Genomic DNA, 18,652 nt, shown 5'->3' on the forward strand with positions numbered 1-18,652 from the left:
TTCACGCAAAAAAATGACGCTAATAAGCGTCATTTTTTATAACTGTTTTTCGAGCTTCGCTATAACGCTTTTAAGCGTGGGCTAACTCAAGACCGGGTGCAGGCATCGTCACAGGCGTTTCAAATGTTGCCCACTCCCATGCTGACTCTGTTGCCATAATTTTACGAAGTAATTTATTATTTAAATCATGACCTGACTTAAATGCAGTTACTTTACCTAAAAGGTTATGGCCTGTCATAAACATGTCACCAACACAGTCTAATATCTTGTGCTTAACGAACTCGTCGCTATAACGTAAACCGTTAGGATTTAAAACTTTGAATTCATCAAGTACAACTGCACTATCCATGCTCCCACCTAGCGCTAGGTTGTTTGCATGCATGTATTCAATATCTTTCATAAATCCAAAAGTACGCGCACGGCTAATTTCTTCAATAAAGCTTTGCGTTGTTATATCCAACCCAATACGTTGGCGACTTTCATTGATAGCAGGGTGGTTAAATGCAATCTCAAAGTCGATATGAAAACCATCATATGGTTCAACTTCAGCCCATTTACCATCTTCTTCAATGCGTACTTTTTCTTTAATACGGATAAAGCGTTTAGCAACGTTTTGCTCTTCAATTCCGCCTTTCTGCAACAAATATATGAATGGTAATGCACTACCATCCATAATCGGCACTTCTGAGCTATCTAATTCTACAATTAAATTATCAATCCCCATTGCAGCCACGGCTGCAATAAGATGCTCAGTAGTCGATAAGCGAACACCATCTTTGTTAATTAAACAGGTACACAGCTGCGTATCACCAACGGCTTCAGGTGTTGTTTCAAAATCAACAACCGGATCAAGGTCGACACGACGAAATACAATCCCAGTATTTGCGCTCGCAGGTCGGAGAGTTATTGTGACCTTCTCACCTTTATGAAGTCCAATTCCTATGGCTTTGACTACTTCTGCAATCGTACGCTGTTTAATCATAGGTATGCTCACTTTTAAATCAGTTACAGTTATATGGCGGATTTTAACATAAATCCTTTTGCCTTTCAATATTCGTACATATTTCAAACAAAAGTATTGTTAAATGTTAATCAGCCTGCTTACGTAAAAAAGCGGGGATATCAAAATAATCACCACCTTCTGATTTATCCGCTTTTTTACTGTTTTGCGCTGAAGAGCTTGATGCACTGCTTGAGCTCGTTGAAGGCGCTTTTTCTTTACTTTGCGTTTGCGCTTTAGCAGTGTTTTCTTCAGTGTTTGTATCTTGGCTTGCAAAGCTTGGTACGTACATACTGCTCGTTTGGTTTGATGTGCTTGCAACATCAGAACCTGATGCTTTTTTAAAGCCGTTATCAACAATACCAAACTGTGGACGACGATCGCCGCCTAAGCCAGTTGCAACAACCGTTACACGTAGCTCATCAGTCATTTCTGGGTCGATTACCGCACCAACAACAACCGTTGCGTTTTCTGACGCAAGTGCTTTAACGTGATTACCAACAATTTCAAATTCTTCAATCGCAATGTCCATACCTGCGGTAATATTAACTAATATGCCTTTAGCACCTGTTAAATCAACGTCTTCTAGTAGTGGGCTTGAGATAGCCGCTTCTGCTGCTTCTTGTGCACGATCAGGACCTGACGCAGACGCCGTTCCCATCATTGCAGTACCCATTGCAGACATTACAGTTCTAACATCGGCGAAATCCACGTTAATTAAACCAGAACGTGTAATTAGCTCTGCTATACCTTGTACCGCACCAAATAATACGTCATTAGCTTTAGCGAAGGCATCTAGAAGTGTAGTCCCTTTTCCTAAAACTTTAAGCAATTTATTGTTCGGAATTGTAATAAGTGAATCTACAATTTCTGACAATTCATTAATACCTTGTTCAGCGGCTGCTGCACGTTTTTTACCTTCAAAATCAAAAGGACGTGTTACAACTGCAACAGTTAAAATACCTAGCTCTTTTGCTATTTTAGCAACTACCGGTGCTGCACCAGTACCTGTACCACCGCCCATACCTGCTGCAATAAAGACCATATCGGCGCCTTCAAGGCTGGCACGAATTGTATCTGCATCTTCTTCAGCCGACTTACGGCCTACTTCAGGGTTTGCGCCCGCACCCAACCCAGAGGTTATTTGCGTGCCTAGCTGAACTGTAATATCGGCAGCAGAGTTACGTAATGCTTGCGCATCAGTATTAGCGGCTATAAAACGCACGCCTTCTATTTGTTGTTTTACCATGTGCTCAACAGCGTTACCGCCACCACCGCCCACGCCGATTACTTTTATTACAGCTTCTTCGCTGTGTTGTTCCATTATATCAAACATGTTTACTCTCCGACTTGAGTCTTAAAACTCGCCTTGGAACCATTTAGTAATGCGGTTCCACCAATTATTGTTATCCTCTGCTTTCGACTTTTGTGCATTCATCGATTGCATGGTACGCCCGTATTGTAACAAACCAACAGCGGTTGCGTACGAAGGATCATCTACATAGTCTGTCAAACCAACCATCCCGATTGGTTTGCCTATTCTTACTGGCATTTGGAAGATGTCTTCTGCCACTTCCATCGCGCCAGTCATTTTAGCAGTTCCGCCTGTAATAACGAGACCTGCCGCAATTTGGTCTTCTAAGCCTGAACGACGAATTTCTTCCATCGCAAGCTCAAATAATTCTCTAAAACGAGGCTCTACCACCTCAGATAATGTATGGCGCGACATTAACCTTGCTGGTCGTCCGCCTACACTTGGTACTTCAATTGTGTCTTCGCTACTGGCCATTTGGCTACTAGCACATGCGTATTGTACTTTGAGTGACTCGGCATGTGATATAGGTGTGCGAAATATTTTTGCAATATCACCAGTAACTTGGTTACCCGCCACTGGAATAACCGCAGAGTGACGAAGTGCACCATTAATATAAATGGTGATATCCATAGTGCCGCCACCAATATCAAGTACTGCAACACCTAGCTCTTTTTCGTCATCTGTTAGTACAGAATAACATGACGCTAATGCAGTAAAGATAAGCTGATCGACTTCAAGACCACAACGCTCTACACATTTCTCGATATTTTTTGCCATATCGTTTGAGCACGTAATAATGTGTGCACGCGCTTCCATACGAACACCGCTCATGCCTAATGGGTTTTTAATCCCCTCTTGCATATCGATGCTGTACTCTTGCGGTAATGCATGCAGCATTTTACGCTCTGCCGAAATAGGCACAGAACGCGCAATATGAATTACATTTTCAATGTCTTCGTCAGTGACTTCGGTGTTATTAATTGCCACCACGCCACTTTCGTTTTGGCACTGTATGTGTTTGCCAGAAATCCCCAAATACACAGAGCTAATACGACAATCAGCCATTAACTCGGCTTCGTCTATTGCTCGGCGAATAGACTCAGACACTAAGTTTAAATCGTTAACGCCGCCTTTATCCATACCATGAGATACTTGGCTGCCCACACCAACAATGCTGAGCTTGTTATCTGCGGTGATTTCACCTACCGTGGCAACCACTTTCGAGGTGCCAACGTCTAACCCTATTACTAGGTTTCTTTCTGCTGACTTAGTCATGCCTTACTCTTATTTTGTAATTGTTCTTCTTGCACTGGCTTAAAGCTTACTGCAAGGCCGGTATCATACCGTAAATCTATTGTATCTACTTGTGCATCTGCACGTTGTTCCATTCGTGGGTAGACGTCTATAAAACGTTGCACACGCTTGGCTTTATCTTTACGTCCTAAATTTAAACGTATTCCGTTATCTAGCCATAATTGCCACGAAAAGCGCTCCGACAATGCCAAACTTGTTAACGTTAAGCCGTTAACTTTTAGCATCTCATCAAATTGCTTAAAAGCAATCCACGCTTCTTCTTCGCTGCCTTCTGGGCCGTATAACTGCGGTAAGTCATCATCTAACTTATCGCTGCTGGCTTGAAATGCTTGGCCACTTTGGTTGAGCAATAAGTCGCTATTCCAATGTGCTACTACTTCATGTTCAACTACATATACTTGTATAGTATCAGGCCATTGCTTACGTACCGAAGCGGTAGCAACCCAGGGCAAGTCTTGAACTAGCTGCTGCACATGCTTAACATCAAGTTCAAAAAAACTACTTAAATCGGCTTTTTTAATCGCTTTTATAATTGCCGTTTCATCTGTGTATTTAGGCAGCCCTTGCACTGTAAGGTGCTTAATTTGAGCATCTTTGTTTTCAACTAACCAATCCGATACACCTGTCGTAATTTGCACTAAGCCAATTACAACAATGAGAAAAAAACTCACACCAAAAATCAGAGACCAATTAAGCTTCAGTTTGATTTCTTGAGCTTTTTCTAAAAGGGGATGCATATTAAAGCGTTTGCTCTAAAATGCGAACAACTAATTGTTCAAAAGTTGCCCCATTCGCTTTTGCAGCCATTGGTACTAACGATTTTTCAGTCATGCCTGGTACTGTATTTACTTCAAGGAGATAAAAATTACCCTGCTCGTCTTGCATCGCATCAACACGGCCCCAGCCGCTTGCACCCACTAAATCAAAAGCATCTAGTGAGATAGCTTGTAAGTACTTAGTATCTTGCTCTGACAAATCTGCAGGGCAATGATACTGCGTAGTATTTGATTGATACTTAGCTTGGTAGTCGTAAAAACCATTTGGTGTCGTCATTTCAATGACTGGTTGTACTTCGTCGCCAAGCACTGTGATTGTAAACTCACGTCCCGTGATCCACTGCTCTACAAGCACTTGGTTATCAAACTTAAATGCATTAGCTAATGCATCTTCAAGTTCTTGTACTGTACTTGCTTGTGCCATACCTATACTTGAGCCTTCGTGCGATGGCTTAACCATTACCTTTTTAAACTCACCCATAATAGCTGCAGCATCAAAGCCTTTTTTGGCATCAACTACGGCATAAGGTGCGGTGCTTAATCCCGCTGATTTAAATAAGTGTTTACAACGTACTTTATCCATAGCAAGTGCTGAACCTAGTACATTACTGCCCGTGTAAGGCAAGTTCATAAATTCAAGCGCACCTTGTACAGTTCCGTCTTCGCCACCACGCCCATGCAAAGCAATAAAAACACGCTCTACATTTAATTCTTTTAATTCCCACAAAGAACGACTTTGTGGGTCAAATGCAATTGCATCAATACCACTATTTTGCAGTGCATTTAAAACAGCTTGACCCGATCGTAAAGACACTTCACGTTCTGCTGAGTTACCACCTAGCAGTACCGCTACTTTACCAAATTGTGTGTTTACCTGAGTCATACTTCACCTTGCTTAAGTTTTTCTATCGACATACCCGTCGCAGCTAATGTTTTAACTAACTGACCTATATTACCAGCGCCTTGAGTTAATACTAAATCATTATTTTGTAAATTTGCGGCCAAAACGCCAGCAAGTTCTGCATTTGTTGCCACATGCAGCGGCTCTTTGCCACGTTGACGAAGGCTACGGCATAAGCTTTTGCTGTCTGCGCCAACAATTGGATCTTCACCAGCGCTATACACATCAAGCAATAGCAACTGATCTACATCAGCAAGTACTTTTACAAAATCTTCGTATAAATCACGTGTACGAGAAAACCTATGAGGTTGATATACCATTACTAAACGCTTATCTGGCCATCCTTCACGTACTGCTGCAATTGTTGCTGCAACTTCTGAAGGGTGATGCCCGTAATCATCAACTAACATCACATTGCCACGCTCGTTTTCAAATTCACCATAGTGTTGAAAACGACGACCAATACCCTCAAACTTCTGCAGCGCTTCTAAAATTGCATGGTTCGCAATGTTTTGATCTTTTGCCACAGCAATTGCAGCGGTTGCATTAAGTGCGTTATGTCTACCTGGCATATTCAACGTGGCAGTTAAACACTCACCTTGCTTGTTAGTTACTGTAAATGTGCATGTATTAGCTGATTGGCTAAAGTCGCTCATGCGGTAATCAGCATCCTTCGATTCACCATACGTGATAACTGGGCGACCAAAGCGCGGAATAAGCTCAGCAGCAACTTCAGAGTCAATACATACAACGGCTAAACCATAAAATGGCAAGTTATGAATAAAATCTACATAGGTGTCTTTCATCTTTTCAAGACTACCACCGTAAGTATCCATGTGATCTTCTTCGATATTTGTTATCACCGATACCATTGGCTGTAAGTGTAAAAACGACGCATCGCTTTCATCTGCTTCTGCAATTAAAAAATCGCTTTTACCTACTTTTGCGTTACTACCTGCGCTGTTTAACAAGCCACCAATAATAAACGTTGGATCAAGGCCTGCTTGTCCATAAATGCTTGCAATTAAGCTCGTTGTTGTTGTTTTACCATGCGTACCCGCAATGGCTATGCCGTGACGAAAACGCATTAGTTCAGCAAGCATTTCTGCACGGCGTACAACGGGAACTCTTGCTGCTTTAGCGGCAATAATTTCAGGGTTTGTTTCATCAATCGCGCTTGAAACAACCACTACATTGGCATCTTTCACGTTATTTTCATGATGGCCAATAAATACTTCAGCACCGGCTTTAATTAAACGATCTGTCATAGCGCTATGAGCAATGTCAGAACCTGTAATACGGTAGCCTTCAAATGCGAGTACTTCAGCAATCCCGCCCATACCAGCTCCACCAATACCGATAAAGTGGATGGTTTCTATTCGGCGCATTGCAGGGCGTGTATGCTTTTCTTGTACTGATATCTCTTTCACTTATTTTCTCTTATTTGTTACTTGCTCACAGTGCGTAGCTACGCTTGCTGTGGCATCTAAAATGGCTTGTTTTTTTGCATTTGTAGCCATTTCAGTAATTAATGAAGGTTGGGCTAAATACGGGCTTAATAGTTCAATAATTGATTGTTTATTAAACTGCCCTTGCGGCATTAATAGTGCCCCATTTGCCATTACCAAATACTGTGCATTCGCTGTTTGGTGGTCGTCCACCGCATGAGGAAACGGGACAAAAACAGCCATTTTACCTGCCGCTGCGATTTCGCTAACAGTTAACGCACCTGCACGACAAACAACAATATCAGCCCAGCTATATGCTGCGTCCATATCATCAATAAATTCAGCTATTTTTGTATTATCGCCCGCTAAACCATGCGCTTTATAAGCTGCTTCTACAGTGGGTAAATGACCTTTACCTGTTTGATGCCACACATTTATTGGAGCTGTATTACTAAGGCCTTTAAATGCTTCTGGTAACGTCTGATTAAGCACTTGTGCACCAAGCGACCCACCAACCACTAAAATATTAATAGGGCTTGATACATCGCGTTTGACTATATCCATAACACTTTGACGAACTGGATTACCTACTAGCTCAGCTTGGCCTTGTGCAAACGCACTTGGAAATGCTGCTAATACGCGTGTAGCAAACTTAGCAAGCCATTTATTGCTCATACCGGCTACAGCATTTTGCTCGTGAATAACTAGCGGGATACCTAAACTTTTTGCTGCAATTCCCGTTGGACCCGTAACATAACCGCCCATTGCAAGTACTACATCCGGGCGCTGTTCTTTCAATACCTTACGCGCTTGCAATATTGCATTAAGTACCATGAATGGGGCTTTAATGAGACGTTTTAACCCATTGCCACGAACACCTTTAACATTAATGAAATCAATATCAATGCCATGCTTAGGAACAACACTTGCTTCCATTCGATCAGGAGTGCCAATCCAGCTGACTTGCCAGCCCTGCTGCTTTAAATAATCGGCCACTGCAATGCCAGGAAAAATATGCCCGCCAGTTCCACCAGCCACTACTACTAATTTTTTACTCATCGCTTACCTCCGCGTGAGGTGGCTTGTTTGGTTGCCATTTTGGTTTCAAAATCTACGCGCAATAAAATACCCGTGGCAATCGTCATAATTAATAAGCTTGAGCCGCCATAAGAAATAAACGGCAGGGTTAAGCCCTTCGTTGGTAAAATACCCGCGCTTGCACCTACATTCACCATGGTTTGAAATGCAAACCAAATACCAATGGCAAATGAAAAGTAGCCTTCGTATTCCTTACCGCATTTAAGCGCTTGTTGACCTATTAATAAGGCTCTAAATACTAAAGTAGCTAATACAGTTAAAATACTTACAACGCCTATTAAGCCAAGCTCTTCACCTATAACGGCAAAAATAAAATCGTTATGCGCTTCAGGTAAGTATTGTAGTTTTTGTACGCTGTTACCTAAGCCTTGACCAAACCAACCACCTTGGCTATACGCCATTAGTGATTGCACCAACTGATAACCTTTACCAAAAGGATCATCCCAAGGGTCTAAAAAGCCTACAACACGCGCCATTCGATATGGTTCAACAATAATTAGTAATACAACCAGACCCACGCCCGTTAAAATAAGTACAAAAAACTGCCATAACTTAGCACCAGCTAAAAACAGCAAGCCAACCGTTGTTACAAACATAACAACTACTGTGCCTAAATCGGGCTGTAGTAAAATAAGCAATGCATACACTGCAAATACTGCTATTGGCTTTGCAAAGCCTTTAATATTTTCTTGTACTTCTTCGCGTTTTCTTACTAAGTAACCAGCTATATAACTAAAAAAGTATAACTTAGCAGCCTCAGCAACCTGAAAACCAACAGGTCCAATAGGTATCCATCGTTTAGCGCCGTTCACTTCACGACCAATAATCAATACTGCTATTAATAGCACCATACCCAGTATTAATAGGTAAGGGTTTGAACGTTTCCACCACTCCATTGGCACGCAAACGCTTATCCAAAAAAGCACAAAAGCCATCGCCAAAAACATGCTGTGGCGAATGGTAATATGGTACGGGTCATCAAATAGTCGCTCTGCGGTAGGCATTGATGCACTGGTTACCATGATAAAACCAACACCAATTAGCATTATTACGCAGTATAATAGCGGCACATCGTATAACTGCCCTGAAGGCTTAGGTGTTAACGCATCTCTTATATCGGCAAAAGCAATCATGATTGCCCTGCCATTACACACTGAACGAAGTCATCACCACGTTGCATATAGTTGTTATACATATCAATGCTGGCACATGCAGGTGCTAATAAAACAATATTGCCTGCACTACTAAGTACTTTGGCCAAAGTAACGGCTTCTTCCATATTGTTAGTTAAATAACTCTTATTGGTAATCGCAGCTAAGTCACTTGCATCTTTACCAAAACAAATTAATGCTTTTACATGCTGTTTTATGTAAGGTTTAAGCGCATTTAAATCAGCGCCTTTAGCATCGCCACCAGCAATCACAATCAGATTTTCACCGTCACTTGCTAAACTATCTATTGCAGCAATGGTTGCTCCAACATTGGTAGCCTTCGAATCGTTAAAATACTTAACACAGTTAAGCTCTGCTATAAATTGGCAGCGATGAGCCAACCCATTAAATTGACCTAACGCATTTTTATATTGCTCTTTACTTACTTCAAACGAGCTTAAGAGCGCCATTACTGCAAGCGTATTTAAATAATTGTGCTTACCCACTACCGCAAGCGTATCAACAGGTAAAAAGGCATCGCCTTTAACCATAAAGTGAGTTTCGCCATTGTGCTGTGCTAAATGGTAATCACCTTGTTGAGCACCAAAGCTAATTAGAGGAGCCGTACCGCGCTCAACAGGACGTGTTTGAATGTCGTCTGCATTGACAACAACAAGCTCTGCACCGCCATAAATACTAAGCTTTGAATCTATATAAGCTTGGTAACTATCGTAGCGGTCAAGATGATCTTCTGACACATTTAATACCGTTGCACTTACTGGTTTTAAACTCGTTGTGGTATCTAACTGAAAACTCGATAACTCAAGTACATAAACATCAAAATCATCATTGAGTAAATCAAGTACCGCTGTGCCAATATTCCCACCCAAAGCAACTTTATAGCCGGCTTCTTTTAACACTTCATAAGCGAGCGTAACCACGGTTGACTTACCGTTAGAGCCCGTTACTGCAACGACAGATTTTGTATTAATGCGCGCAAATAACTCAACGTCACCAATCACTTCAACACCTGCGTTAATTGCATTTGCAACAGCTGGTATTTTTAAGCTAAGCCCAGGGCTTATAATAATCATATCGCTTAAACAAAGCTCTGCGTCATCCAAATTACCAAAATGGGTATCTAGAGTTGGCGCGTGCTCTTTTAACCAATCAATCCCCGGCGGGGTTGCTCGGCTATCAACGACCTTGGGGGCAAGGCCATGAGATAATAGAAAACGCACAATGCCCAGACCGGTTACACCGAGTCCGAGCACTGTTATTTGTTTGTTTTTTATCTCGTTTAAATACTGCATTTATCGAATCTTTAAAGTAGCTAAGCCAGTAAGCACTAGCACAACAGAAATAATCCAAAAGCGCACAATAACGCGAGGCTCTGGCCAACCTTTTAATTCGTAATGATGGTGAATTGGCGCCATTCTAAAAATGCGTTGTCCCCGTAATTTATACGACCCCACTTGTAATATTACCGATAGCGCTTCCATTACAAATACACCGCCCATAATAATAAGCAGTAACTCTTGGCGTACTAAAACAGCAATAATACCTAATGCGCCACCAAGTGCTAATGAGCCAACATCGCCCATAAATACTTGTGCTGGGTAAGTGTTAAACCATAAAAAGCCAAGCCCTGCGCCCACAATGGCAGTACACACAACCACAAGCTCACTCGCTAGCGGTAAATGTGGAATATGTAAGTAAGCCGAAAAGTTAATATTACCTGTTAAGTAAGCAATAATTGCCAATGCCGCAGCCACCAAAATAATTGGCACAATCGCCAAGCCATCTAAGCCATCGGTCAGGTTTACCGCGTTTGATGTACCTACTATCGCAAAATACGTAAGTACGATATAAAACAAACCTAATTGCGGTAACACGTCTTTAAAAAATGGAACAACAAGTGATGTTTCAGATGCTTGTGCACTGGTAAAGTACAAAGCAGTAGCAACAACTAATGCAATGACCGATTGCCAAAAGTACTTCCACTTAGCAATTAAACCTTTTGGATCTTTACGAATAACTTTACGGTAATCATCAACAAAGCCAACAATACCTAAAGAGCCAATTACAAACAGTGTTGCCCACACGTATTTATTTGATAAATCGGCCCAAAGTAGCGTGCTGGTAAAAATAGCCGCTAAAATAAGTAAGCCACCCATAGTCGGTGTACCCGACTTAGACAAATGCGATTGCGGACCATCGTCTCGAACTGTTTGGCCTATTTGCATACGTTGCAAACCACGAATTAACTTAGGCCCTAAATAAAGAGACATAATTAGCGCAGTTAAAATACCTAAAATGGCACGTAGCGTTAAATACGAAAAAACATGAAAACCACTAAAATACTGTGTTAAATACTCTGCCAGCCAAACTAACATTATGATACTCCATTGATGGCTTGTTGCTGGCCATTAACTAAATCGGTTACTAATAATTCCATGCGAGAACTGCGCGATCCTTTCACTACTATTGTTGTTTTAGTATTCACTTTATTAATACTTTCTTGAATTTTTTGCTGCATCTGTTCGCGACTCGAAAAGTGACGATTAGGGAGTTCAAACACATCACTTGCGTATTTACTTAATACACCTAATGTAAATAACTCATCAATCCCTTGCTCAAGTGCGTACTCGCCAACTTCTTGATGGTACTTACGTGCATCTTCACCTAGCTCACCCATGTCTCCGAGTGCTAAAATGCGGTGACCTTGCATGTCACTTAATAAGTCAATCGCAGCTTTTACCGACTTAACATTGGCATTATAGGTATCATCAACCACGGTGAGTAAGTCAGACACTTCAATCAAATTAACGCGCCCTTTTACATCACCCATTGTGGCAAGTGCATTGGCTATTTCTTCAAGGGTTACATCAAATTCACTAGTCAGTGCAGCAGCGATAAGTGCATTACTAATATTGTGCTTACCAGGTAGTGCCAAAGTAACGGGTACTTGTTTGTTTTTAGTGCAAAGCGTAAAGCTTGCACGCGCATTGTCATCAAGCGTGATGTTCTCTGCCCAAATGTCTAGCTTTTCGGTTGTAGAAAAACGTTTAACATTACGTCCTTTAAGTTTATCAAGCCAATACGGGCTAAATTCACTATCGCAGTTAACAATAGCAACGCCGTCATCTACAAGGCCGTCAAAAATCTCACCTTTAGCTTTTGCAACCCCCATTAAACTACCAAAACCCTCTAAGTGAGCTGCTGCAACATTACATACAACGGCTACATCTGGTTTTGTCATTGCAGTGGTGTAAGCAATTTCACCTAAGTGATTTGCACCCAGTTCAATTACTGCAAAACGATGTTGAGGCTCTAAGCGCAATAACGTAAGTGGGACGCCTATATCGTTATTAAAATTACCTTTAGTGGCTAATACATCACCGTGAACCGACAAAATTGCCGCACACATTTCTTTTACAGTTGTTTTGCCTACACTACCTGTAATTGCAATTGTTTTAGGCGCAACTTGCGCCATAACAGCAGTCCCAATTACACCAAGTGCAATACGAGTATCGGTCACTATAAATTGTGGAATATCTACATCTACTTTATGCTGAACAACAACGCCAATCGCGCCTTTTTGTTTAGCCTCAGTTATAAATTTATGACCATCAAAATTTGGCCCTTTCAGTGCTAAAAACACTTCGCCATCGCACACTGTACGAGTATCAGTATTTATATTAAGTACGCGTTGATTATCACCTTGATAATCGGTTGTTAGCACATTAGCTAACCAATCAAAATCCATTGGGATCATTGTGTTATCCCTCTTACTGCTTTTTTTAGTTGTTCTTGTACATACCGGCGATCGCAAAAGTCGATTCGCGTATCACCTACAATTTGATAATCTTCGTGGCCTTTACCTGCAATCAAAATAACGTCATCAGCTGTAGCGTTTTCTATAGCAAAACGAATTGCAGTCGCTCTATCAGCCTCTAAATGTGCATTTTGAGGATGGGTTAAACCGGCTGCTACATCTGCAATAATGTCATCAGGGTTTTCTGAGCGAGGGTTATCACTGGTAATAATAACTTTATTAGCGTTTTGCTCTGCGGCTTGCGCCATCAATGCACGCTTTCCTTTGTCTCTGTCACCACCACAACCAAATACACAACTTACACCACCTGGCACATGTTGCTGCAATGCTTGTAATGCAAGTGCAAGTGCATCGGGTGTATGTGCGTAATCAACAACACACGTTGGCATGCCTGCTTGGCTAAATGCTTGCATTCGCCCAGCTACTGGCTGTAACTGCGCACAACCTGAAACTAATTGCTCAAGCGGATAACCAAGCCCTAGTAATGTAGCGATCGCGGCCGTTAAGTTATATAAGTTGAATTCGCCAAACAGAGGCGATTTAATCGACATATCACCCCAACTAGTCGATAACTGCGCCGAAATACCGTCACTTGAATATTCAACATTAGAAAAATAAACGTACTGAGCATTCTTAGGGGCTAAGTTTTTGCGGCCATAACAAACTAGGTTATTAAAGTCATACTTTTCAAGCCATTGCTCAGCTTGAGCATCATCTTGATTAAGCACTACAACCTCTGGCTCAAAGTCACGGAAAAGCATTAGTTTCGCATCACCGTAACTTGCCATATCACCATGGTAATCTAAGTGATCGCGCGAAAGATTAGTAAACACAGCCGCTTTAAACGCGCATTTAGCAACGCGCTGCTGCACTAACCCATGAGATGACACTTCCATAGCTACCAGCTTTTTATGCTGCGAATTTAAATCGCTCAAAATATGCTGTAAATCAACCGTTGAAGGTGTGGTATTAATCAGTGGAATTAAGTTATCAGGATGACCATAACCTAAAGTGCCTATAATAGCCGACTCAGTACTACAAAATTGTGCTAAGTGGGCAATCATAGCTGTGGTCGTCGATTTCCCATTTGTACCTGTTACACCAATTAAATCAAGAGCCTGACTTGGCTGGTTATAAAAGCGACTTGCTAATTCTGGAAGCTTTTTATCAAGCTCCGAAACTAAATATAGTGGCTCAAAACTTGTTTCAAATTCACATAATCTGTCAGCAATAATAGCTGTTGCGCCATTTTCAATTGCTTTACTAATAAATTGTCCGCCATCAAGTGCATGGCCTTTAATTGCAACAAATACATCACCTGGCGTTACTTCACGACTATCTAGGCGTAAATGTTTTACCAGTTGCGAGGGCGCATCTATTTCGATGTATTTTAAAATATCCTTTAAATCACGCATCGTTATCTTTACCTTGTACGTATGCAACCTCTTCCTTGTCAGGCGCTACGTTTAATATTCTTAATGCGTTAGAGATGATTTCTGCAAATGCAGGGCCAGCGGTGGCACCTCCATAGTACACATCACCACCTGGTTCATTAATCATAACTACCACGGCTAAACGAGGATTACTTGCCGGCGCTACACCTGCAAAATAACCTACATATTCATCACCATAACCACCTGCTACGGCTTTTTTAGATGTACCTGTTTTACCAGCTGCACGATACCCATCAACTTTTATGTTGCGAGCAGTACCGTCTTTTTCAAATACACTTTCCATCATGTGCACTACGGCTTCTACGTCTTTTTGTTTAAAAATACGTTCGCCTTCAGGTATATTATCTTGCTTTAAAATAGTCAGAGGTCGATTAACCCCACCAGCGCCTAACATGGTATAAAAACGTGCCATTTGCGCTGTACTTACCGAAATCGCATAACCAAACGATAAAGTCGCAATTTCAAAGTCAGACCAACGGCGATTTGGATAAAACAAACCACTGCTTTCACCTACCATTCCAGTACCAGTATCACTGCCAAAGCCTACTTTTTGGTATAAGCCAACAAGGTAATCTTTAGGCACTAACTGAGTAACCTTCGCAACTCCCATGTTTGAGGAGTACTTTAATATTTCGCGCAGTGTTAGTTCGCCGTGATTACGAGTATCTCTAACTAAACTACCACCTAAACGCATCCAACCTGGGTAGGTATCAATCGTGTCATCTGCCTGAATGGCGCCGTAGTCTAGCCCAGCCAAAATGGCTAGAGGCTTAACAGTTGAGCCTGGTTCAAACAAATCTGTAATTGCGCGGTTACGACGCTTATGAGGTGCAGCATCGCTTAAGTTGTTTGGATTAAATGAAGGGCTATTTACCATTGCCAGTACTTCACCGGTTTTAACATCAACGACCATAGCTGAGCCCGATGTGGCTTTATAAGTCAATACAGCTGATTTTACAGCCTTGTATGCAATAGCTTGAATTCGTTGATCAATACTTAGTTCTATGCTTTCTGGCTCTACACGTTCACGTTCGTCAAGTACTTCTACCTCACGCCCTTGTGCGTCTTTACGAATGGTACGGCGGCCTTCCTCACCCGTTAAAGCGTTTTCGTAGAGCTTTTCAATGCCTTCAATGCCTTTGCCATCGATATTGGTAAAACCAATAACATGCGCGGTAACTTCACCTGCAGGGTAGTAGCGTTTAGATTCATCTAGTAAATGGATACCAGGGAGGCGTAAATCACCAATATAATTTGCTACAGCAGGAGTAACTTGGCGCTTTAAATACACAAAGCGACGCGAAGGATCGTTTAAAAGTCGAGAATTAATCTTTTTAGGATCAATCCGCAGCACATCTGCAAGCTCACGCCAGCGTAAATCGTTTCTATAATAAAGTGCAGTACGCTTATCAAGCTCAGCAGTGTTTTCAGTTAAAGATAAGTGATCTTCGCCGCTTTTGCGTGCTTGTTTGATTACTTTAGAAACAAGCGATTTATGTAATGCTTTAGGATCAGCATATACACTTACCACAGGCACACTTACCGCTAATTCTTTACCATTGCGGTCAAAAATCATTCCGCGTTGCACATGCAGTTTTTCAACACGTACCGTGCGCTTATCACTTTCTGAACGTGCTTTATCGGGTTCTATCACTTGTAAATAAGCAGCGCGAGATACGAGTGTTACAAACACCATAAACACAACTGTACACACCAGCATAAAGCGCCATGTGATTAAATTAGTGACTGGTTTTTTGCCTCTATTTCTCATTGTACTATTATTACCTGCTCATCTTGACTCGTAGGTCGTTTCATTTTTAATTGTGATATAGCAACTTCTTCAATGCGTGCATGTTGCGAATAAAATTCTTCTTCAACAAGTAAGTAGCGCCACTCTAAATCGAGTTCATCACGTTCTTGTAATAATTGATCTTGCTTTATAAGTTGCCCACGAGCTAAATGTGTTGTTTGCACAACAGCTAAACTAGAAGCGAATATCACAACCAACAAGGCCGAGGTTAGCTTGTTAGCACCTAGGCCTTTTAATATTTCAAAGAATAAATTGGGTTGACGATAGCTCGCTTTTTTACTCATCCCAACCTCTGTGCAATCCTAAGTACAGAACTACGAGAACGTGGATTACGTTCTACTTCAACAGTACTTGGCTTAATAGCCTTACCCACTGCTTTTAACGTCAGGTTTTTATTTATTTGTGCATCAGTTAAAGGCAGACCTCTGGGTAACACTTCTCCCCTACTCTGTTTTCTAATAAACTGTTTTACAATACGATCCTCTAGTGAGTGAAAAGAAATCACCACTAAACGTCCGCCTGGCTTTAGCACTTTAACTGCAGACTGTAGCGCTGTTTGAATCTCTTCAAGCTCGCTATTAATGTAAATACGAATCGCCTGAAAAGTACGAGTTGCAGGGTGCTTAAACTTATCTTTTACCGGTACTGCTTCATCAACAAGGTCAGCAAGTTGCTTTGTTGTTGTAATTGGCGTGTGCTCACGAACTTCGAGTACTTTGTGTGCAATGCGTTTACCAAACTTTTCTTCGCCCAGTTTTTTAATTACGTGGGTAATATCATCTAACTCGGCTTCTGCTAACCACTGTGCTGCACTACGACCTGTTGTTGGGTCCATGCGCATATCAAGTGGCCCATCTTTCATGAAGCTAAAGCCACGTGCAGCGTCATCAAGTTGTGGCGACGAGACACCAATGTCTAATAAAATGCCATCCACTTTACCAATTAGATCGTTCTGCTCAGCTACTTCGTATAAATTTGAGAAACGAGTATGTGCAATCGCAAAACGTGGATCATCAGCAAATTTTTCGGCTGATTTTATCGCTTGTGGATCTTGGTCAATTGCTTGCAGGCGACCTTCATCACCAAGGCGTGCTAAAATTTGTCCAGAGTGGCCGCCACGTCCAAACGTACCATCCATGTATATACCGTCTGGCTTAATTGCGAGGGCATCGATGGTTTCGTCCATTAATACGGATACGTGTTCAAATTGCGCTGTCATTAGCTATTATTTGCCTTTTTTTGTGCTGTTAGAGTGTAAAATTATCTAAATCTTGGTTAGGCTCAAAATCGCCAAGCCTTTCAAGCTCGGTATCTTGCTGCATTTGTTCGTGCCAACGCGCCTCATCCCAAATTTCAAATTTATTCATCAAACCAACTAGCATGATTTTTTTGCCAAGTGATGCATGAGCCCGCAGTGACGGCGCAAGCAAAATTCGACCATTTTTATCAAGTTGATATTCAGTAGCATTCCCGAGCAACATACGCTGCATTCGACGGGCTCGTGGGTTCATATTGGAGATTTTAGCTAAACGGCTTTCTATTTCGAGCCACTCAGCCAGCGGATACAACCATAAACACGGCTCATTTAATGCGACGGTACAAATAACCGTTCCCTGATCTTCAGACAATAGAGATTCTCGGTACTTAGTCGGTACCGCAAAACGCCCCTTATCATCCAAACTCAGTGAACTCGCGCCACGAAACATAAAAAACCTACTTTAAAATTGTTTTATTCAACTTTTGTTTATTTTTATCCAGTGTGATCCACTAAAAACCACTTTTTACCACAGTGCTCCAGTTTAGGGCTTGACAAGCCATTTTGTCAAGTAAGCTGACCAGCTTTAGTGAGTCCCAAAGCTAGAAAAAATAAGGGCTCAAGCGAAGCGTTTGAATTATGTGGGAAAAAGTGGGATTGTGATGAAAAAAATATCTATTCTGTTTTTTATAACTTTCTGTTTACACGCTTTGCTTACTGAATAACCAATGAATATTTACAACTTTTTAAGCATTTTTACTCCCTTTGTAAAATTTACCTAACCGTGTAGTAATAGTTACTGTTTGCTTTAAATTATCAAATGTGAAAAAAGCTACATACAAACAATAAAATATAACACATTCAACAACTTAAAATAAAAAACAGTTTTGGTTTAATCATTGCATTATCTAAATCACTATTTAAATTTTTTAACTTATTAAGGATTGATTATGGCTACTGCAACAAATACGAAACCAAACACAACTTCAGATATTAAGCCTGACGTTAAACTAACAAATACTGAATCACCTCTTACAGAGAAAGCAACATCAGCGGCACATGATGCTGTAGATGCACTTTCTAGCAAAGCAGCAACAGCTGAAAGCAGTGTTCGTAAAGGCGCTTCAAGCTCAGCAGAAGCATTAAGTGAAAAACAACTTATTGCACGCGAAAAGTTAAGTGAATGTACAGCTAAAACTCGTGCATTTGCTTCAGAAAACCCATTAGCAACAGCGGGTATTGCTTTTGCTGCGGGTATGCTGATTACATCGCTATTTCGTCGTAAGTAATTA

17 protein-coding genes are annotated in these 18,652 nt (G+C 41.4%); 1 reads left to right on the forward strand and 16 read right to left on the reverse strand.

Going from position 1 to position 18,652, the window contains the following annotated elements:
* Nucleotides 1-70 precede the first annotated feature (70 nt).
* The 16 genes from lpxC to mraZ all read right to left on the reverse strand — a co-directional run bounded on the left by lpxC (nt 71) and on the right by mraZ (nt 17,811).
* Nucleotides 71-982 carry a UDP-3-O-acyl-N-acetylglucosamine deacetylase gene (lpxC, locus tag WNY79_RS15180; RefSeq protein ID WP_024599295.1) on the reverse strand — a complete coding sequence of 304 codons (912 nt, stop codon included), beginning with the start codon at nt 980-982 and terminating at the stop codon, nt 71-73.
* Nucleotides 983-1,088: 106 nt separating this feature from the next.
* Entirely contained in the window at nt 1,089-2,336 is a 1,248-nt protein-coding gene (gene ftsZ / locus WNY79_RS15185) for a cell division protein FtsZ (RefSeq protein WP_024599294.1), read from the reverse strand.
* Nucleotides 2,337-2,357: 21 nt separating this feature from the next.
* Nucleotides 2,358-3,590, reverse strand: a complete 1,233-nt coding sequence (gene ftsA / locus WNY79_RS15190) for a cell division protein FtsA (protein ID WP_007582937.1) — start codon at nt 3,588-3,590, stop codon at nt 2,358-2,360.
* Nucleotides 3,587-4,366 carry a cell division protein FtsQ/DivIB gene (locus WNY79_RS15195; protein ID WP_342876291.1) on the reverse strand — a complete coding sequence of 260 codons (780 nt, stop codon included), beginning with the start codon at nt 4,364-4,366 and terminating at the stop codon, nt 3,587-3,589. The genes ftsA and WNY79_RS15195 overlap by 4 nt, the downstream gene beginning before the upstream one ends.
* Nucleotide 4,367: 1 nt before the next feature.
* The gene (locus WNY79_RS15200; RefSeq protein ID WP_076923701.1) at nt 4,368-5,288 is read right to left on the reverse strand and encodes a D-alanine--D-alanine ligase; all 921 of its coding nucleotides are present in this window, start codon (nt 5,286-5,288) and stop codon (nt 4,368-4,370) included.
* On the reverse strand, nt 5,285-6,736 hold the full coding sequence (gene murC / locus WNY79_RS15205; RefSeq protein WP_024599291.1) for a UDP-N-acetylmuramate--L-alanine ligase: 1,452 nt from the start codon (nt 6,734-6,736) through the stop codon (nt 5,285-5,287). Before murC ends, WNY79_RS15200 begins: the two co-directional genes overlap by 4 nt.
* Nucleotides 6,737-7,813, reverse strand: a complete 1,077-nt coding sequence (gene murG / locus WNY79_RS15210) for an undecaprenyldiphospho-muramoylpentapeptide beta-N-acetylglucosaminyltransferase (protein ID WP_342876292.1) — start codon at nt 7,811-7,813, stop codon at nt 6,737-6,739.
* Entirely contained in the window at nt 7,810-8,985 is a 1,176-nt protein-coding gene (ftsW, locus tag WNY79_RS15215; RefSeq protein ID WP_024599289.1) for a cell division protein FtsW, read from the reverse strand. The genes murG and ftsW overlap by 4 nt, the downstream gene beginning before the upstream one ends.
* Nucleotides 8,982-10,316: a UDP-N-acetylmuramoyl-L-alanine--D-glutamate ligase gene (gene murD, locus WNY79_RS15220; protein WP_342876293.1), complete on the reverse strand. Its 1,335-nt coding sequence runs from the start codon at nt 10,314-10,316 to the stop codon at nt 8,982-8,984. The genes ftsW and murD overlap by 4 nt, the downstream gene beginning before the upstream one ends.
* Nucleotides 10,317-11,399 carry a phospho-N-acetylmuramoyl-pentapeptide-transferase gene (gene mraY / locus WNY79_RS15225; RefSeq protein ID WP_024599287.1) on the reverse strand — a complete coding sequence of 361 codons (1,083 nt, stop codon included), beginning with the start codon at nt 11,397-11,399 and terminating at the stop codon, nt 10,317-10,319.
* The gene (gene murF, locus WNY79_RS15230) at nt 11,399-12,781 is read right to left on the reverse strand and encodes a UDP-N-acetylmuramoyl-tripeptide--D-alanyl-D-alanine ligase (RefSeq protein ID WP_342876294.1); all 1,383 of its coding nucleotides are present in this window, start codon (nt 12,779-12,781) and stop codon (nt 11,399-11,401) included. The genes mraY and murF overlap by 1 nt, the downstream gene beginning before the upstream one ends.
* Nucleotides 12,778-14,256, reverse strand: coding sequence for a UDP-N-acetylmuramoyl-L-alanyl-D-glutamate--2,6-diaminopimelate ligase (murE, locus tag WNY79_RS15235; RefSeq protein ID WP_342876295.1), 1,479 nt, complete (start codon nt 14,254-14,256; stop codon nt 12,778-12,780). The genes murF and murE overlap by 4 nt, the downstream gene beginning before the upstream one ends.
* Entirely contained in the window at nt 14,249-16,066 is a 1,818-nt protein-coding gene (locus WNY79_RS15240; RefSeq protein WP_342876296.1) for a penicillin-binding transpeptidase domain-containing protein, read from the reverse strand. The genes murE and WNY79_RS15240 overlap by 8 nt, the downstream gene beginning before the upstream one ends.
* Nucleotides 16,063-16,389: a cell division protein FtsL gene (gene ftsL, locus WNY79_RS15245; RefSeq protein ID WP_007582915.1), complete on the reverse strand. Its 327-nt coding sequence runs from the start codon at nt 16,387-16,389 to the stop codon at nt 16,063-16,065. The genes WNY79_RS15240 and ftsL overlap by 4 nt, the downstream gene beginning before the upstream one ends.
* A complete protein-coding gene (gene rsmH, locus WNY79_RS15250) occupies nt 16,386-17,324 on the reverse strand; it encodes a 16S rRNA (cytosine(1402)-N(4))-methyltransferase RsmH (RefSeq protein ID WP_076923708.1) in 939 nt (312 codons plus the stop codon). The genes ftsL and rsmH overlap by 4 nt, the downstream gene beginning before the upstream one ends.
* A 28-nt stretch (nt 17,325-17,352) precedes the next feature.
* On the reverse strand, nt 17,353-17,811 hold the full coding sequence (gene mraZ, locus WNY79_RS15255; protein WP_007582904.1) for a division/cell wall cluster transcriptional repressor MraZ: 459 nt from the start codon (nt 17,809-17,811) through the stop codon (nt 17,353-17,355).
* Nucleotides 17,812-18,310: 499 nt separating this feature from the next.
* Here mraZ and WNY79_RS15260 point away from each other — a divergent pair, with 499 nt between their 5' ends.
* Nucleotides 18,311-18,649, forward strand: coding sequence for a DUF883 domain-containing protein (locus WNY79_RS15260; protein WP_342876297.1), 339 nt, complete (start codon nt 18,311-18,313; stop codon nt 18,647-18,649).
* Nucleotides 18,650-18,652: the final 3 nt, after the last annotated feature.

Origin of the sequence: Pseudoalteromonas sp. AS84, from assembly GCF_038900255.1 — a bacterium.
Taxonomy (GTDB): domain Bacteria; phylum Pseudomonadota; class Gammaproteobacteria; order Enterobacterales; family Alteromonadaceae; genus Pseudoalteromonas.

Bases quoted from the DNA above. Each gene is read 5' to 3' on its own strand.
- lpxC (WP_024599295.1), bottom strand. From the start codon at position 982: ATGATTAAACAGCGTACGATTGCAGAAGTAGTCAAAGCCATAGGAATT.
- ftsZ (WP_024599294.1), bottom strand. From the start codon at position 2,336: ATGTTTGATATAATGGAACAACACAGCGAAGAAGCTGTAATAAAAGTA.
- ftsA (WP_007582937.1), bottom strand. From the start codon at position 3,590: ATGACTAAGTCAGCAGAAAGAAACCTAGTAATAGGGTTAGACGTTGGC.
- WNY79_RS15195 (WP_342876291.1), bottom strand. From the start codon at position 4,366: ATGCATCCCCTTTTAGAAAAAGCTCAAGAAATCAAACTGAAGCTTAAT.
- WNY79_RS15200 (WP_076923701.1), bottom strand. From the start codon at position 5,288: ATGACTCAGGTAAACACACAATTTGGTAAAGTAGCGGTACTGCTAGGT.
- murG (WP_342876292.1), bottom strand. From the start codon at position 7,813: ATGAGTAAAAAATTAGTAGTAGTGGCTGGTGGAACTGGCGGGCATATT.
- ftsW (WP_024599289.1), bottom strand. From the start codon at position 8,985: ATGATTGCTTTTGCCGATATAAGAGATGCGTTAACACCTAAGCCTTCA.
- murD (WP_342876293.1), bottom strand. From the start codon at position 10,316: ATGCAGTATTTAAACGAGATAAAAAACAAACAAATAACAGTGCTCGGA.
- mraY (WP_024599287.1), bottom strand. From the start codon at position 11,399: ATGTTAGTTTGGCTGGCAGAGTATTTAACACAGTATTTTAGTGGTTTT.
- murF (WP_342876294.1), bottom strand. From the start codon at position 12,781: ATGATCCCAATGGATTTTGATTGGTTAGCTAATGTGCTAACAACCGAT.
- murE (WP_342876295.1), bottom strand. From the start codon at position 14,256: ATGCGTGATTTAAAGGATATTTTAAAATACATCGAAATAGATGCGCCC.
- WNY79_RS15240 (WP_342876296.1), bottom strand. From the start codon at position 16,066: ATGAGAAATAGAGGCAAAAAACCAGTCACTAATTTAATCACATGGCGC.
- ftsL (WP_007582915.1), bottom strand. From the start codon at position 16,389: ATGAGTAAAAAAGCGAGCTATCGTCAACCCAATTTATTCTTTGAAATA.
- rsmH (WP_076923708.1), bottom strand. From the start codon at position 17,324: ATGACAGCGCAATTTGAACACGTATCCGTATTAATGGACGAAACCATC.
- mraZ (WP_007582904.1), bottom strand. From the start codon at position 17,811: ATGTTTCGTGGCGCGAGTTCACTGAGTTTGGATGATAAGGGGCGTTTT.
- WNY79_RS15260 (WP_342876297.1), top strand. From the start codon at position 18,311: ATGGCTACTGCAACAAATACGAAACCAAACACAACTTCAGATATTAAG.